This is a genomic window from Marinobacter nanhaiticus D15-8W (assembly GCF_036511935.1).
GTDB lineage: Bacteria > Pseudomonadota > Gammaproteobacteria > Pseudomonadales > Oleiphilaceae > Marinobacter_A > Marinobacter_A nanhaiticus.
On the sequence record NZ_AP028878.1, the window covers coordinates 2,517,529 to 2,532,536 of the forward strand.

General features: G+C 57.6%; 14 protein-coding genes. 7 read left to right on the forward strand and 7 right to left on the reverse strand.

The window, feature by feature from the left end; translation table 11 throughout:
* Positions 1-2 precede the first annotated feature (2 nt).
* The 4 genes from RE428_RS11270 to RE428_RS11285 are packed head-to-tail and all read right to left on the reverse strand — an operon-like array spanning position 3 to position 3,449.
* Entirely contained in the window at positions 3-1,265 is a 1,263-nt protein-coding gene (locus tag RE428_RS11270) for an NAD(P)/FAD-dependent oxidoreductase (RefSeq protein ID WP_004582110.1), read from the reverse strand.
* Entirely contained in the window at positions 1,262-2,062 is an 801-nt protein-coding gene (locus tag RE428_RS11275; protein WP_004582111.1) for an SDR family NAD(P)-dependent oxidoreductase, read from the reverse strand. Before RE428_RS11275 ends, RE428_RS11270 begins: the two co-directional genes overlap by 4 nt.
* A complete protein-coding gene (locus RE428_RS11280; protein ID WP_004582112.1) occupies positions 2,059-2,493 on the reverse strand; it encodes a nuclear transport factor 2 family protein in 435 nt (144 codons plus the stop codon). The genes RE428_RS11275 and RE428_RS11280 overlap by 4 nt, the downstream gene beginning before the upstream one ends.
* A complete protein-coding gene (locus tag RE428_RS11285) occupies positions 2,490-3,449 on the reverse strand; it encodes an acyl-CoA desaturase (RefSeq protein WP_040882664.1) in 960 nt (319 codons plus the stop codon). The genes RE428_RS11280 and RE428_RS11285 overlap by 4 nt, the downstream gene beginning before the upstream one ends.
* 215 nt (positions 3,450-3,664) lie before the next feature.
* On the opposite strand from RE428_RS11285, the gene RE428_RS11290 reads away from it, so the two are divergent.
* Entirely contained in the window at positions 3,665-4,717 is a 1,053-nt protein-coding gene (locus tag RE428_RS11290; protein ID WP_040883464.1) for an NAD(P)/FAD-dependent oxidoreductase, read from the forward strand.
* A 9-nt stretch (positions 4,718-4,726) separates the two neighbouring features.
* Here RE428_RS11290 and RE428_RS11295 read toward each other — a convergent pair whose 3' ends face one another.
* On the reverse strand, positions 4,727-6,193 hold the full coding sequence (locus RE428_RS11295; RefSeq protein WP_004582115.1) for an HD domain-containing protein: 1,467 nt from the start codon (positions 6,191-6,193) through the stop codon (positions 4,727-4,729).
* A gap of 298 nt (positions 6,194-6,491) precedes the next feature.
* Between RE428_RS11295 and RE428_RS11300 the strand changes: the two genes are divergently transcribed.
* The 4 genes from RE428_RS11300 (at position 6,492) to RE428_RS11315 (ending at position 9,983) form a co-directional block, all read left to right on the forward strand.
* Positions 6,492-7,736 carry a PP2C family protein-serine/threonine phosphatase gene (locus RE428_RS11300; RefSeq protein WP_004582116.1) on the forward strand — a complete coding sequence of 415 codons (1,245 nt, stop codon included), beginning with the start codon at positions 6,492-6,494 and terminating at the stop codon, positions 7,734-7,736.
* A 1-nt stretch (position 7,737) separates the two neighbouring features.
* On the forward strand, positions 7,738-8,226 hold the full coding sequence (locus RE428_RS11305; protein ID WP_004582117.1) for an STAS domain-containing protein: 489 nt from the start codon (positions 7,738-7,740) through the stop codon (positions 8,224-8,226).
* Between the two features lie 171 nt (positions 8,227-8,397).
* Positions 8,398-9,465: an NAD(P)H-dependent glycerol-3-phosphate dehydrogenase gene (locus RE428_RS11310; RefSeq protein ID WP_040882666.1), complete on the forward strand. Its 1,068-nt coding sequence runs from the start codon at positions 8,398-8,400 to the stop codon at positions 9,463-9,465.
* 59 nt (positions 9,466-9,524) lie between these two features.
* Positions 9,525-9,983, forward strand: a complete 459-nt coding sequence (locus RE428_RS11315; RefSeq protein WP_004582119.1) for a SixA phosphatase family protein — start codon at positions 9,525-9,527, stop codon at positions 9,981-9,983.
* A 54-nt stretch (positions 9,984-10,037) separates the two neighbouring features.
* Here the strand turns inward: RE428_RS11315 and RE428_RS11320 are convergent, their stop codons facing one another.
* On the reverse strand, positions 10,038-11,165 hold the full coding sequence (locus tag RE428_RS11320) for an aminotransferase class V-fold PLP-dependent enzyme (RefSeq protein WP_004582120.1): 1,128 nt from the start codon (positions 11,163-11,165) through the stop codon (positions 10,038-10,040).
* Between the two features lie 192 nt (positions 11,166-11,357).
* Between RE428_RS11320 and RE428_RS11325 the strand changes: the two genes are divergently transcribed.
* Both RE428_RS11325 and RE428_RS11330 read left to right on the forward strand, forming a co-directional pair.
* Complete coding sequence (locus RE428_RS11325; protein WP_004582121.1) at positions 11,358-11,927, forward strand: DUF1285 domain-containing protein; 570 nt, start codon at positions 11,358-11,360, stop codon at positions 11,925-11,927.
* Positions 11,928-12,136: 209 nt separating this feature from the next.
* Positions 12,137-12,598 (forward strand): FKBP-type peptidyl-prolyl cis-trans isomerase, encoded by a 462-nt coding sequence (locus RE428_RS11330; protein WP_004582122.1) that lies wholly within the window; start codon positions 12,137-12,139, stop codon positions 12,596-12,598.
* Between the two features lie 351 nt (positions 12,599-12,949).
* Here RE428_RS11330 and RE428_RS11335 read toward each other — a convergent pair whose 3' ends face one another.
* The gene (locus tag RE428_RS11335; protein WP_004582123.1) at positions 12,950-14,602 is read right to left on the reverse strand and encodes an electron transfer flavoprotein-ubiquinone oxidoreductase; all 1,653 of its coding nucleotides are present in this window, start codon (positions 14,600-14,602) and stop codon (positions 12,950-12,952) included.
* Positions 14,603-15,008: the final 406 nt, after the last annotated feature.

The following is a 15,008-nucleotide window of genomic DNA, read 5'->3' on the forward strand; positions in this document are numbered from 1 at the left end:
CCTTACAGTCCTACGCCGAACGCTTCGGTCACCCGCAGTGCGCTGCGCACGCCGTCTTCGTGAAACCCGTTGAACCAATAGGCGCCGCAGTAGTGGGTCCGGTTATTATTGCCGATCTCGCCATACCGCTGCTGCGCATGCACCGCATCGAGGGTAAATACCGGGTGGGCGTAACGATAACGCTCGATGATCTTCCGGGGATCGATGGCCTGGCTGCGATTCAGTGTGACGCAGAAGGTTTCCGGGGCCTCATGGAAATTCTGCAGGATGTTCATGTTATAGGTGACCGAAACCGGCTCAGTGCTATGTTCCGGAATAAAGTAGTTCCACGCCGCCCAGGCCTTTCGGTTGTTCGGCAGTAAGCGGCTGTCCGTATGCAGGACGACGTCGTTCTCCTGGTACCCGATGGCGCCGAGGATGTCGCGCTCGGCGTCGGTTGGATCTCTCAACATGGCCAGCGCCTGGTCGCTATGACAGGCGATGACGACCTGGTCGAAACTCTCCATTTGCCCGCCGGATTCCACGTCAACCCGGTCCCCGTATCGTCTGACGCCGGATACCGGCGAATTGATCCGGACGCTACCGCCCAGCTTATCCATCATACGCCTCACATAGCTGACCGAGCCTCCCGTCAGTACGCGCCAGGTTGGACGATCGTCAACGGAAAGCATGCCGTGATTGTTGAAGAACTGGAGGAAGAAGCGCACCGGAAACTGTTCCAGCATGATCTCCGGTGCCGACCAGATGGCAGCCCCCATGGGCACGATGTAGAAGTCGCGAAAATAGCGGGAATAGCCATTACGGCTGAGATAGTCCCCGAGCGTTTCGCTGTCGGAAATACGGTCGGCGTGCAGGTCGGCCCGGGTTTGACGGTTAAAACGCAGGATTTCCGTGATCATGCGGATGAAGGGGACATTCACGACATTGCGGCGCTGGGCAAACAGGGTATCGAGACTGGTACCGTTGTATTCGAGTCCTGATCGGTCGTCGGCCACACTGAAACTCATGGAGCTTTCTTCCGACTCGACGCCCAGGCGATCCATCAGCTTGATGAAATTTGGGTAGGTCCAGTCGTTGAATACGATAAAGCCCGTGTTGACCGGCCATTCCCTTCCGTCGAGCGTGACCGGTCGCGTATTGGTATGGCCACCGGCGTAATCTTCGGCTTCGAAGACAGTGACATCATGTTGGTCAGCGAGGAGCCAGGCGCTGGTCAGGCCAGCCACCCCGCTGCCAATAACAGCGATGCGTTGTCGTTGGTTCATGGGTTATCTTCCCGGGATTTGCGAGTCATGCGGGCGGCCATGGCATCGACCAGTCGCTGTGGCAGGGCGCCGAGCAGTTTCAGTGTCAGCGTGAAACGTTTGGGGAAGTCGATTTCCGTAGCACCTTTTTTCAGCCCCTTGAGAATACGATCCGCCGCATCGTTCGGTTGGATCAGGAAGGGCATGGGGAAGTCGTTCCTCTCGGTGAGCGGGGTCTTCACGAAGCCTGGCGAGACCACCGTGACCTTGATGCCCTCCAGCGCGAGGTCCGCGCGCAGGGACTGGGCAAAATAGGTCAGCGCTGCCTTGGAGGCACCGTAGCCCTCTGCGCGTCCGAATGGAAACCACCAGGCAGACGAGCTGACGATCACCAGATGCGCCGGCAAGTCCTGCTGGCGGGCTTCGCGCAATGCGGGCAATACCGCTTCCACACTACGCACGGAGCCGGTGAAATTGGTGGTCATGTTCTTCTCGACAATCTCGGCACTGAAATGCCTGACGTCCAGGTATTCACAAGTGCCGGCGTTGAGAATCGCCATCTGTACCGGGGCCTGGGCCTCGAAGGTTTCCTTCAGCCTCGTGAGGTCGTGGGCATCGGTCGTATCAGCCGGGGCAACGGTCACCTGATGAGGGAAGCGGGACGCCAACTGTTCCAGGGGTTCCCTTCGTCGCCCGCTGGCGATGAGATGATGCCCGTCCCTGAGCAGGGCTTCTGCCAGATGGTTGCCGATGCCCGACGTGGCGCCGGTCAGCCAGATGGTCGCGGGAACATCGAGCACGTGATGCCGTTCACTCATGCTGCGTATTTCCTTAGCCAGCGCACGGCGGTACCGAGCACCGGCACATTTTCGTAGAGTAACTGCCCCGCATCGAAGTAGTCGCGATGCAGGACGACCTTGTCGTCGACGATGCGCAATCGGCTGATGCCTTCCACCTGGACGGGCTGTCCGCGACGGATGCGCTTGTGCTGTAGCGTCATGGTCCAGGGCAGGCACACGCCTTGCTCGCCGCGGACCGCTTCGTCGAAGTCGAAGCTGCAACTGATAACGTTGGCATAGGCGCTGGTGAAGTACCTGCCGAGTTCGTTGAGGCCGTGGACCGAAACGAACGGATCGGTAAATATCACGTCCTGTGCGTAGACATCATCCAGCTCACCCAGTTGATGAGCCGACATTTCGTTGAACAGGGCCTTAAACCGGTCCAGACACGGGGAAAAGGTTGAACTCATGACAGCCTCCTGGCGTGTTCGCGATCCAGCTTGACGGTTTCATCCCGGATTTTTTCCGGTAAACGGTTGAGATCGTGGATGATGCCGAGTTTTTCCATGCTCCACAGCAAGTAGTAAGTCACGTCGATCTCGTACCAACGAAAACCCTGGCGGGCACTGAGGGGCCAGCGATGATGGTTGTTGTGCCAGCCTTCACCCAGGGTTATCAGCGCGAGCCAGAAATTGTTGCGGCTATCGTCCGGCGTCTCGAAACGGCGCCGTCCCCAAACGTGGGCGAGAGAATTGATGGACACGGTAGCGTGAAACAGCAGCACCGTTGAAATAAAGAAACCCCAGACGACCAGCTGCAGGCCGTTGGTGCGCAGGCCGGGCGCCCAGACCGCAAGTACTTCACCTATGCCGTAGATCAGGGCCAGGCAAGCGGCCGGCACCAGCGCATCGAAGCGATTAATGAACCGCAGTTCCGGATACTTGAGCCAGTCCCGCACCCGGCGCTCGTCCATGACAAACCCGGCATCGCAGGTGAACCAGCCGATGTGGGACCACCAGAAGCCGCCATGCTGCGGTGAATGCAGGTCTTCCGGTGCATCCGAATGCTGATGGTGATGCCGGTGGTGGGCCGCCCACCAGAGCGGACCGCGTTGGGCCGCGCTTGCGCCGAGAAGTGCAAAGACGAATTGCCACCCGCGGCTCGTCTTGAATGTCTTGTGTGAAAAATAGCGGTGATAGAAGGCGGTGATTGCAAACATGCGTAGAAGGAAAAAGGCAGCAGCAAAGCCCACGGCGAACAGGCTGACGCCGGTGTAGAAGGCCAGCAGACACAACGCATGAAGTGCTAGGAAAGGGAGCACCCTGACCGCGTTGAAGCGCCGCGAGCCACGGTCCAGGTGATCTGAATGGGCTTCAGAGTCGAACCACCTCTGAATGCTATAAAGACAATGTTGAACTCGAGTCATTGAAGTCGACGCCTTTACACGGGTAAACAGGTGGCCTGCCAGACGGCCAATTAGCGCTGTCAGCGCGGTTAATCCAACGTAAGCCTCGATCCCTGGCTTCACGTGTGGGCGGCTCTTCGCGATGGGACTCCCTGTCGATGAAAGCACTCTCGACATAAACCGAAACGACAGAAACTATACGTTTAAAACCAAATATTTGGATGCACAAAATCAAAATGGCTAACACAAGCGAGTCTGCCAATCTCATACGTTCAGTCGCGATTATCGGTTCAGGGATGAGTGGATTGACTGCTGCGACACGCCTGAAAGACGCCGGGGTGAGCGTTGTCCTCTTCGAGAAGAGCCGAGGCCCTGGCGGGCGATTGGCGGCCAAGCGAGTGGGTGATGGCGCAATCGATATCGGCGCGCAGTATTTCACGATTCGTTCCGACGATTTTCGCGAGTTCCTCGACACCTACGCTGGCAAGGATTGCTACGCTCAGTGGGACGGAAAGCTGCGTTACCAAACGCCTGATAAGCGCTGGACAGCTTTTCGCGCCAGCACGCGCTACGTTGGGGTACCGCGAATGACCGCCATTTCCCGGGCTCTGTCTGCCGGCCTGGATATCCGCTTTGAAACCCGCATCAGTCATCTCGCGCGGGACGAAAACCAGAAGTGGTTGGTATTCGATGCCGATGAACAGGTGGAAGGGCATTTCGACGCGGTTATCGTTACGACGCCGCCCGCGCAGGCCCGGGATTTAATGATCGACTCGGGGCTGGATATTTCCCTACAGGACCCGGTATTCCATGACTATCCTCTGCAGGCATGCTGGACCGTGGCCGCCCGGTTTTCCGAGCCGGTACCGTTCGACGGTGATGGGTTGAGTGCGGAGCATCCGATCCTGCAATGGGCGGCCAACAATTCAAGCAAACCTGGGCGGGCGAGCAAAGCGGACGGTGGAGTCGAAGGCGATTGGTGGGTACTCCATGCCAGGGCTGACTGGTCGGAAATGCATCAGCATGCCTCAGCAGACTGGGTCCGTGAACAGATGCTCAACGGCTTCGCTGAGGTGATCGATGCCCCAGTCCGGGCAGAGGAAAGCCGCATCCATCGCTGGCTCTACGCGAAGACTGCGAGCGACCAGAAGGCTCCAGGGCACCGCTGGTACCCGGTATTACGGGTGGGGCTTTGCGGGGACTGGCTACAGGGTGGACGCGTGGAAGGGGCATTCGAAAGCGCCGGGAGCCTGTTGGACGAGCTACGGCAACGCGGCGCCATTCGCTGAATACTCGGTTCAACGGGACCGCAGTATTTTCGGACGGCGGTAAAAATGGGTAATGGTGCCATCGCCGAACTTGGTGAAGAACGCGCTGACATCGGTAATACGCCGCAGGTGGCGTTTACCCGATACCGGTTCGCGAACCAGGACCTTGATACCGTTGAAGTTGTCCTGGATGTTGGAGAAGCGGGCACGCATCGTGCAGGTGACCACCTCCGAGCTGTCGGTGCCGAGGCTGGCGGCCAACTGCTGGCAGTGAACCTGTTGGCCAGAGGCGTCGAGGTTTTCCAGGGTGTCCAGGTGCTCTAGCTTGACGCGGTCGACGATGCACTTCGAATAGCTTTTCGGCTCCCGGCGGGCCTTGCGGCGGAATGCCTCCCAGAAGAAGTTATCGGTCAATTCGGCAAAATGATCCATCCGGCTCAGGCAGAGATCGACCCACTCGAAGGTTTCGGTATCATCGAGCACCTCGTTGATCGCTTCACGCAACAGCCAGTCAAAGCCGAGCGCGGTCTTATGCGCGTATACCTTGCGGTACATCTGGTGCCGGCTATAGACGAAGTCTTCCAGTGCTCCCAGGCCCTTATGGGTGATGGCCAAGCCAAGCCAGGGTTCCTCTACGGTCCAACCGAAACGCAGGTTGCTGAGCAGGTGATCCAGGTTGAAGCCACCGATGGTGACCGACGAGTGGAAACCATCCCGTAGCATGTAGTCCGCACGATCCGCATCGATCTCGCCGGATACGATTGACGACAGCAGGTCCATCACCAGCCGTGGTGTCGACGTGTCCTGTAGTGCACCTGCGTTGGCGTCCGGTCCTGCAATGAAGGACCAGAAGGTCTCGGCATGCTCGCAGAAGGTTCCCGACGGCGTAACGTCGGTCGTTTCCATGATGCCAAGCACGTCGTCCCGGTGGAGCCCGGCACTGGCCAGGTCGACGCTGTTCAGTACGTCATAGGCCACACGGACCGAATAGTGTTCGTGCTCCAGTTCCTCCGGCGGTTCGGCATATATACCCCGTATATCCACGTCTACCCAAAGGTCTTCGAAGCGGTTTGGGCGGGCCATCAGCTCCTTGATGCGTCGAGCCTGGGTGAACTGATGTGAAAAGCTGGAGTGTCCCGAGTCGTGCAGCAGGCAGGCCAGCCGGATGATCTTCGCCAGGTAGTCGATAGCATCCAGTTGCGTCATGGTCAGCGATACCTGGCTGCTCAATTGCCGCTCCCGCAGGTAGGCATTGATCATCGAGCGGAACATGCGGCTGCCCACGTGCATCACGCCAATGCTGTGCAGGAAGCGGGAATGGGTTGCACCGGGGAATACGAGGCTTAGGATGTCGTTCTGGCAGATGTTGCGCAGGCGCTGGAACAGCGGGTGATCGATCACCTGGATCTCATGGCGATAGAGGGGAATGCCGCCGTGAACCGGATCCATGATCAGCTTGTCATAGGCTCCAAGCAGGTCGTCAATGGCATTACGCATTACTGCAATGGCCTCCTGTGGCTGTAGCCCGTGTTTTAACCGGCTTCCGGATCAATCGACTTAACCTGACTCAGCCGACTGAGATGTTTCATCGGGTTTATCGTGTTTCAACCGGATTCCCGGGGTTACCTAAAACGCCAGGACTTTTGCAAAGCGTTGCTTGTTATATCGCACCGCCATGCCAGAATAGCGGAAAGGGCGGTACGTTGTCGTCGTTGGGAGTCCTTGATCGACCCCATCGCCGGGGTTAGGGTCGGCAGACCTGAGGATTCGCGAGTGTTGTCGGAGGTAGTATCCAATGGGATCGCGCACTGAGCGCATTCTGATCATCGATCCGGACGCCGGGGCCGCTAAGGAACTCGAACGCCTACTGGAATCCCGGGGCTTCTATGTCAGCATTCATGCCGATCTGGAGACTGCCGCCGCCCTGTTCGAAGATACACTCCCTGACGCCATCTTCGCCGATGTACCGCCCGAAGCCATTCACAAGCTTGTCCACCAACTCGACCTGGAAGACGCTTTCGTGCCTGTTGTTGCCTCCCGCGCGGCAACGTCGGCAGAAGAAGTGGTCCTGGCGCTGCGCTCTGGCGCCGCTGATTTCGTCATCAAGCCCTATCGGGATACTGAAGCACTCGACGATGTGCTCGCAAAGCTTTTCGACCGTGTGCGTGTGTCGCGGCTCAACCAGGTCTACCGGCAGGAACTGGAAGATGCGAACCGCGATCTCCGGGCGGGTATCGCCGAGCTGCGGGCCGACCAGAACGCGGGTCGGAAGGTGCAGCTCAAGATGCTACCGGATCGCCACTACGAATCGTCATGGCTTTCCATTGAGCATTTAATCAAACCATCACTGTATCTAAGTGGTGATTTTCTAGACTATTTCAAGCTCGACGATGACCGCACGCTGGTCTATATCGCCGACGTGTCCGGACACGGCGCCAGCTCTGCTTTTGTAACCGTGCTCTTGAAAAATCTGACCAATCGCCTCCAACGTAATATAAAGAGAGGCTCCAGTGATGACATCCTTCACCCGGACCGATTCCTGGAACGTATCAACTCGGAACTGCTGGATACCGGTCTGGGTAAGCACCTCACGGTGTTTGCGGGTATCATAGACAAACAGGCACGCAAACTGACGTATGCCGTGGGCGCCCATTTCCCGATGCCGATACTGGCTGACGGAAAAGGCAACTGTCGTTTTCTGGAAGGAAATGGCTTGCCGGTCGGTCTATTCGAAAATCCCCAGTGGGATCTCTACGAAACGCCGCTGGATGGCCCTTTCCGGCTGATTCTGTTTTCAGACGGGATCCTTGAAGTCATCAGGGCGAAAAACCTTGATGAAAAGGAGCAGCGACTACTTGAACTCGTTTCAGGAGGTCGTCACACTATCGCATCGCTCAGCGATGCCCTCAATCTCGATGAAATCACAGAATTACCGGACGATATTGCTATCGTGACAGTGACGGACGTAGTTGAAGGAACAGTGGCTGAAGAACCAGTGGCTGACGACCGTGAGGCAGACAACCGGGTAGCAGCGAACTGACATGTCTAGCTACAAGATATTGCAAGCTGAACAACAGGGTATTTACGTCCTCAAGTTCATCGGTGAGATCCGACTGAACTTGTGTTCGACGCTGGATAGCCTTGTCGAGTCCATCACCAGTAATCCGGAATTCCGTACGGTGGTCATCGACCTGACCGAGACCGATATCATCGACAGCACCACCCTCGGTCTCCTGGCCAAGATTGCCATGGCGGCGGAGAAACGTTCCCACTTCCTCCCCACACTGATTTCCACCAATCCCGATGTAACTCGCATCATCACCTCCATGGGCTTCGACAAGATCTTCATCATCGTGCGCGAGCCCGCTTCGCGTATTGAAGAGCTGGAGGAGATTCCGGTGCTGCGCGCCAGCGAACAGCAGGTTCGGGATAAGGTGCTCGATGCTCACAGGATCCTTATGGGCATGAACAGTCGGAATCGGGAGGAGTTCAAGAATCTGGTACGGGCACTGGAGTGTGAAGAATCCTGACCGGCCCATCTTAATTACGGATTCGGCAGTTTCCGATCCTGCAATCCTGGATCCATGCAGCCGTTTGGGTGCGTGTCCTGACTCTTGGCGCAGCCGACATTAACGTCAGGGAAAGTGCGCCGACAGTATCCATCTTCATATACCTGGCCCTATAACCATCACGGAATTTTCATGTCTGAACAAACTTCATCAGCCCGTCAGCATTCGTCCGAGGAGACCATGGACGTAGCCGTATTGGGCGGCGGCAGCTTCGGTACGGCGATGACGAAGGTGTTGGCAGAGAATGGCCACCGCGTACATTTCTGGATGCGCGATGAGCACCAGGTGAAGGAAATTCGCGAGACCGGGATCAACAGCCGTTACATGCCGGATGTCTCGTTGTCGGGCGACATTCTGCCGACAACCGATCTCGAGGCCGCCGTCGCTGGTGCCGTGGCGGTTTTCGTGGCTATTCCCAGTAAAGCCTTCCGCACCGTTATCCGTGAACACGCTGGTGCTTTCGAAGCCGGACAGGCCGTGATCAGCCTGACCAAGGGTATCGAGAAGGACGGCTTTCGCCTGATGAGCGAGATCCTTCAGGAAGAGATTCCCAGGTCGAAGATCGGTGTGTTGAGCGGGCCCAACCTGGCTCAGGAAATCGCCAACCGTGATCTTACGGCGACCGTGATTGCCGCCAAGGACCCGGACGTTCGTAACGTGGTTCAGTCGCTGTTGGGCTGCGAATATTTCCGTGTCTATGCCAATGTCGATGTCTATGGCGTTGAACTGGCCGGGGCGCTGAAGAATATCTACGCTATCGTGGCCGGTCTTGCCTCGGCACTGGATCTCGGCGAAAACGCAAAGGCCATGCTGATTACCCGCAGCCTGGCGGAGATGAGTCGTTTTGCCGTCAGCCTGGGTGCCAATCCCATGACCTTTATGGGGCTGGCTGGCGTGGGGGACCTGATCGTGACCTGCAGCTCGTCCAAAAGCCGGAACTTCCGCATCGGCTATGCTGTCGGTAAGGGGCAGGGGCTGGATGAGGCCGCGGCCGAGTTGGGCCAGGTGGCAGAAGGTATCCGCACGTTGCTGCTGGTTAAGGAGAAGGCGGAGGACATGGGCGTTCCGATGCCGTTGGTCGGAGGCATGTACAAGATTCTCTACGGCGGCGCCGCGATTCGAGACGTTATCAATGGCTTGATGATGGCCGTGCAGAATTCGGACGTGGAGTTCATCCTGCCACGAACGACATCCTCTTAACCGGCTGATCACGCAAGAAAGGCGAACATTCAAGAAGGCCTGGAGGAAAGGAGGGCTCGGTGTACCTGATTATCATGCGCCATGGAGAAGCAGGCTGGCATAGCCTGGATCAGGCCCGCGAACTCACCGAGTCAGGTCGGATGGGCAGTGCGCGGGTGGCCAGCCAAATTGCCTCGTCGCGCTGGCGTCCGGACGTGATCTGGTGCAGCACGCTGGTTCGCGCCGAGCAGACCGCGTCGATCGTTTCCGAAGTCCTCAACGTCCCCATACTCGAACGTCCCTTCCTGACGCCCGACGACGATCCCGGCGAATGCCTGGATGCCCTTTTAGCGGAGCAGGAGGCGTTGCCCGAAACCCTGATGATCGTCTCCCACATGCCGCTAGTGGGTGCGCTGTCCACGCTTTTTGTGGATGGGCATCGCCGGGGCATCCCTTTTATGACCAGTCAGGCATTGGTGCTGGACCTACCGATTATTGGTCCTGGCTGCGGCGACCTCAAGGCCCAGTTCCTGGCCTGAGGCCGCTCCATCGTAGGCACATTATCAGAATCAGATATCGGGTCTATCCTGACCCTACCGTAAACACTCGGCCACACGCTCGACAGCTCGTTCAATGACGGCGTCGGATGTGTAGCAGTGAGGCGAGAACCTTACGCCGCCGCCCCGGCTGGCGCAAATAACGTTACGCGCCATCAGGTCCTGGTATAGCACTTGTGAGTCATACCCCTCGACCCGAAAGGTCAGGATGCCGGACTGACGGTGCGCTTCACGTGAAGAAAGAATTTCAATTCCCCGGATTTTTTGCAGTTCCTCCTCGAGTGTCTCGGTGCGGTCGAGCACCAGCGATGCCACCTTGTCCATGCCGATTTCGAGTAACAGGGCAGTGCTGGCTTCAAGTGCGTGTGCGCCCATAGAGTTGGGGCTGCCACATTCGAACCGGGTTGCATCTTCCGCAACCTGCCAGCCTTCCTGGGAGAAGTCGCCGCGCTTCTCGATCATGTGCCAGCCGAATTCCGTCAGCTTGAGCTGGTCGCGCAGATTCGGTCGGACGTAGAAGACGCCAAGCCCTTCGGGCCCGAGCAGCCACTTGTGACCGTCTGCCATAGTAAAGTCGATATGTGCCCGCTGTACGTCCAGGGGAAAGGCACCGAGACTCTGGATTGAATCCACGCAGAACAGCACATCCGCCTCCCTGCAGGCGCGACCCAGCCGCTCCAGGTCCAGGCGCAGCCCCGTACCGTATTGCACGGAGCTAATGGCAAGCATGCGGGTACTCGGGTTGAACGCGTCGATCAGCGCCGCCTCACAGTCCTCCGTATCCAGGCTGACGACCCGGACCCGAACACCCTGGTCGGCCAGCGACTCCCACACGATACGGTTGGAGGGGAATTCCTGGTCGGAAATGACAATCTCGTCGCCCGCCTGCCAGTCCAGACCGTAAGCGACGAAAGACAGGGCTTCAGAGGTGCTCTTGACCAGTGCGATATCGCTCAACGATGGCGCGTTAATTAGGTGGGCGAGATTCTGTCGAAGCTGCTTTTCCACAGCCATCCAGCGTGGGTAGTGGGCGGCACCCCGATGCGCGTTTTGCCGGGCGAAGCGTTCGACGGCCTCAGCGCTGCGCGCGGGCCAGGGCGCTACCGCCGCGTGGTTGAGATAGCAAAGATCTTCATCCAGTTTAAATTCGGCATCCAAGTCCATGATTTTAAATACACCTGATCGTGACATCCTTGGAGCAGGGCATTGAAAGTGCGCCCGAGGGCTCCCATATAGAATACTTCGCAGACACTATCACATCCTTTGGCTCGACGGCGTCCCCAGGAATATTCATCTGTGAGGTATCTGGCCTGTGGCGCACACCATTGGCAGGACAACAGGCACGAGGAGCAGTGCATGGCGAATGACGAGACCCAACGTATTGAAGAGCAGTTAAAAGCGGCACGCAGTGCCTTCGACGGGCGGCCGCCGATCGAGAAATGGGACCCGGAGTTTTCCGGTGACATCGACATCCATATCCAGCGGGACGGAACCTGGCTGTTCAAGGGAAACCCCCTGGCCAGGGAGGCCATGATGCGATTGTTCTCGACCATTCTTCGCCGGGAAGCGGATGGCGAATACTACCTGGTCACGCCGGTGGAAAAATGGCGCCTGACTGTTGAGGATGCTCCGCTCGTCGCCCATAGCTTGGAAGTGCAGGGCGAGGGCCAATCGCAACAGCTACTGCTCACGCTGAACACCGGCGAAACGCTTCTTGTGGGGAAGCAGCATCCGTTGCGTGTGGAAACCTATCCTGAGTCCGATGAACCGCGTCCGCTAGTTTCGGTCATGCATGGTCTCGACGCCCGCCTGGTTACAGCCGCCTACTATGACCTCGCCGAGTACGTGACTCCAAAACCCGGTGACGAAAGCCTATTGGGGGTATGGAGCGATGGAAATTTCTACGAATTGGGGCGGGAGGGTTGAAAAACCGGCTGCGAATCTCAACCTCTGGTAGCGAATGGCAACAGACCTTTGTTACGCTGTTCGGATGTCAATTGTTAACAAGCTCGTTGACGAGCTTGGCTCTCTAACGAGGGTGGGTGGTCGTTAGTCCCTCTGTGCAGTCCGCCTGTTCAAGATTACTTTCGATTGCCTGACACACACTTAAAATTTGCGGCACGCAAGGAGAACTCATGGCCCAACCTCGTGTTGTTACTATTCACTATACGCTCACCAACGATCAGGGTGAGCAGCTCGACTCTTCCCGCGTGGAAGGTCGTGATCCGTTGACTTACCTCGAAGGCGCACAGAACATCATCGGTGGCCTCGAGTCCGCCCTCAACGAGAAAGACGCGGGTGAACAGGTCAAGGTTACCGTGGAACCGTCCGAAGGCTACGGCGAAGTGAACGAAGAACTGATACAGCCGGTACCGCGCACTGCCTTCGAAGGTGTAGACACCATCGAGCCGGGCATGCAGTTCCAGGCCCAGACTCCAGGCGGCCCGCAAGTTGTCCGTGTGGTTGAGGTCGAAGAAGAGACCGTAACCATCGATGCCAACCACCCGTTGGCCGGCGAGACACTGCACTTCGATGTGGAAGTCATCGAAACGCGGGAGCCGACCGAGGAAGAGGTTGAGCACGGTCACGTGCACTGATTCTCGGATCGACTTCGAAAAGCGGCTAATTCAGCCGCTTTTTTTATGTCTGGCTGATTGATCTGCAGCTCTATTGGAATTTTCAGCAGGCATAAAAAGTTTCATCGCGGATTAGCGTGACGGGGAGCCCGGAGCCCCCGCACGAGTCGTAAGACCATGGGTGCCTTCGGCGCCTCAGAAGCTGAAGCATCTGCTACATGGTCGAGTTATCTGGAAAATGTAGTCTCACGCTTCAGAGCAGCCCGCCGGGCTGCCCATTCCCGGAAGGCTTTGCGTTACGCGGATTCCCGCTAAAGTGCGATGAACTATAAAAAAGGCGACTCCGCAGAGTCGCCTTCAAAACGATCCGATTTACATGTTCGGATAGTTGGGGCCGCCACCGCCTTCCGGCGTTACCCAGGTGATATTCTGGGCGGGGTCCTTGATGTCGCAGGTCTTGCAGTGGACGCAGTTCTGGGCGTTGATCTGGAACCGCTTGCCGCTGCCGTCATCCTTTTCCACCACCTCGTACACGCCTGCAGGGCAATAACGCTGGGCCGGTTCGTCGTACTTCGGCAGGTTATGCTCAATCGGGATATTGGGGTCGGTGAGCTTCAGGTGAACCGGCTGATCTTCCTCGTGGTTGGTGTTGGAAATGAAGACCGAAGACAGACGGTCGAAGGTCAGCGTGTTATCCGGCTTCGGATAGTCGATCTTCTTGGCCTGATCGGCGGATTTGAGCGTCGCGTAGTCCGGCGTGGTGTCGTGGAAAGTCATCGGTAGGCTGCGACGCAGGATATTCTGCTCGAAGAAGGCAATGCCGCCACCGACGATATTGCCGTACTTGTGCATGGTCGGGCCGAAGTTGCGCTCGTCGTACAACTCTTTATAGAGCCAGCTGTTTTTGAAGCGGTCCTGGAAGCTCGTGATTTCCTCACCGGACTTGCCTTCCTTAAGCGCTTCGAACACCGCTTCGGCACCCAGCAGGCCCGACTTCATGGCTGTATGTGAGCCCTTGATCTTGGAGCTGTTCAGCGTACCGGCATCGCAACCCAGCAATAGACCGCCCGGGAAGCTCATCTTGGGCAGGGAGTTGAAGCCCCCCTTGGTAATCGCACGGGCGCCATAGGAGACGCGCTTGCCGCCTTCCAGGTGCTTGCGGATTTCCGGGTGCAGTTTCAGGCGCTGGAACTCCTGGAACGGACTCATGTGCGGGTTGCTGTAGGACAGGTCCGAAATCAGACCCACGTAAACCTGGCCGTTTTCCAGGTGATACAGGAAGGAACCGCCGGTGGTGCCGGACTCGTTCAGCGGCCAGCCGGTGGTATGGACGACCAGACCCGGTTCGTGTTTGGCCGGATCGATATCCCACAGCTCCTTGATACCGATACCGTAGTGCTGCGGATCCTTGCCTTCGTCCAGCTTGAAGTCGTTGATCAGGCGTTTGCCCAGATGGCCACGGCAGCCTTCGGTGAACAGGGTGTATTTGGCACGCAGCTCCATGCCCGGCATATAGCCTTCTTTTTCGCTACCGTCGCGGGCCACGCCCATGTCACCGGTAATGATGCCCTTGACCTGGCCATCTTCTACGATGGACTCGGAGGCGGCAAAGCCGGGGTAGACTTCCACGCCCAGACCCTCGGCCTGTTCGGCGAGCCAGCGGCACAGATTGCCGAGGCTGATAATATAGTTACCGTGGTTGTGCATGTTGCGCGGGACAAAGGCGTTCGGCACCTTGGTGGCTGAATCCTGCCCGCGCAATACGAAGATGTCGTCGCGGGTAACCGGAGTATTCAGCGGGGCGCCCTTTTCTTTCCAGTCCGGGAAGAGTTCGTTCAGGGCGGTGGGCTCGAACACGGTGCCGGCCATGATGTGGGCGCCGACCTCGGAGCCTTTCTCGACGACACAGACAGTGAGTTCTTCGCCGGATTCCTGCGCCATCTGCATGATACGGCAGGCCGCGGACAACCCCGCAGGGCCTGCGCCGACGATCAGAACATCAAATTCCATCGATTCGCGTTCCACGTTGGTCTCCTCAAACTTCGTTGTGGATATTGGGATTCGACGCGCATCTATGAGGCGGCGAAGAAGAATCCTGTTCTCTCTAATTTTTCAGTGCGACAGTCTCTCAGTACAAGCGTTTCAGAGCGAGCGCTTCGATACGGCTGTTGTCCGTGCGAATTTTTCAGCGTGGCAGCGGGCAGCAAGATGACCAAAGTGAACCAGCTGGTTCGCACAGCGGTATCGATTAATCACTCTGCGAATGGTTATAATACCGAAATCGCGTCGGATAAACGACCATTTCGCCGCTGAACGTCTTGTGTCACGGGGCCAAAGGATACAATATTCTAAAAGTCAAACAAACGTTTGTTTGAAAATGGCCCTGCCTGGTGGCATTGTGTGGCTTCGGCCCGATAATCCGAAGGGGCTT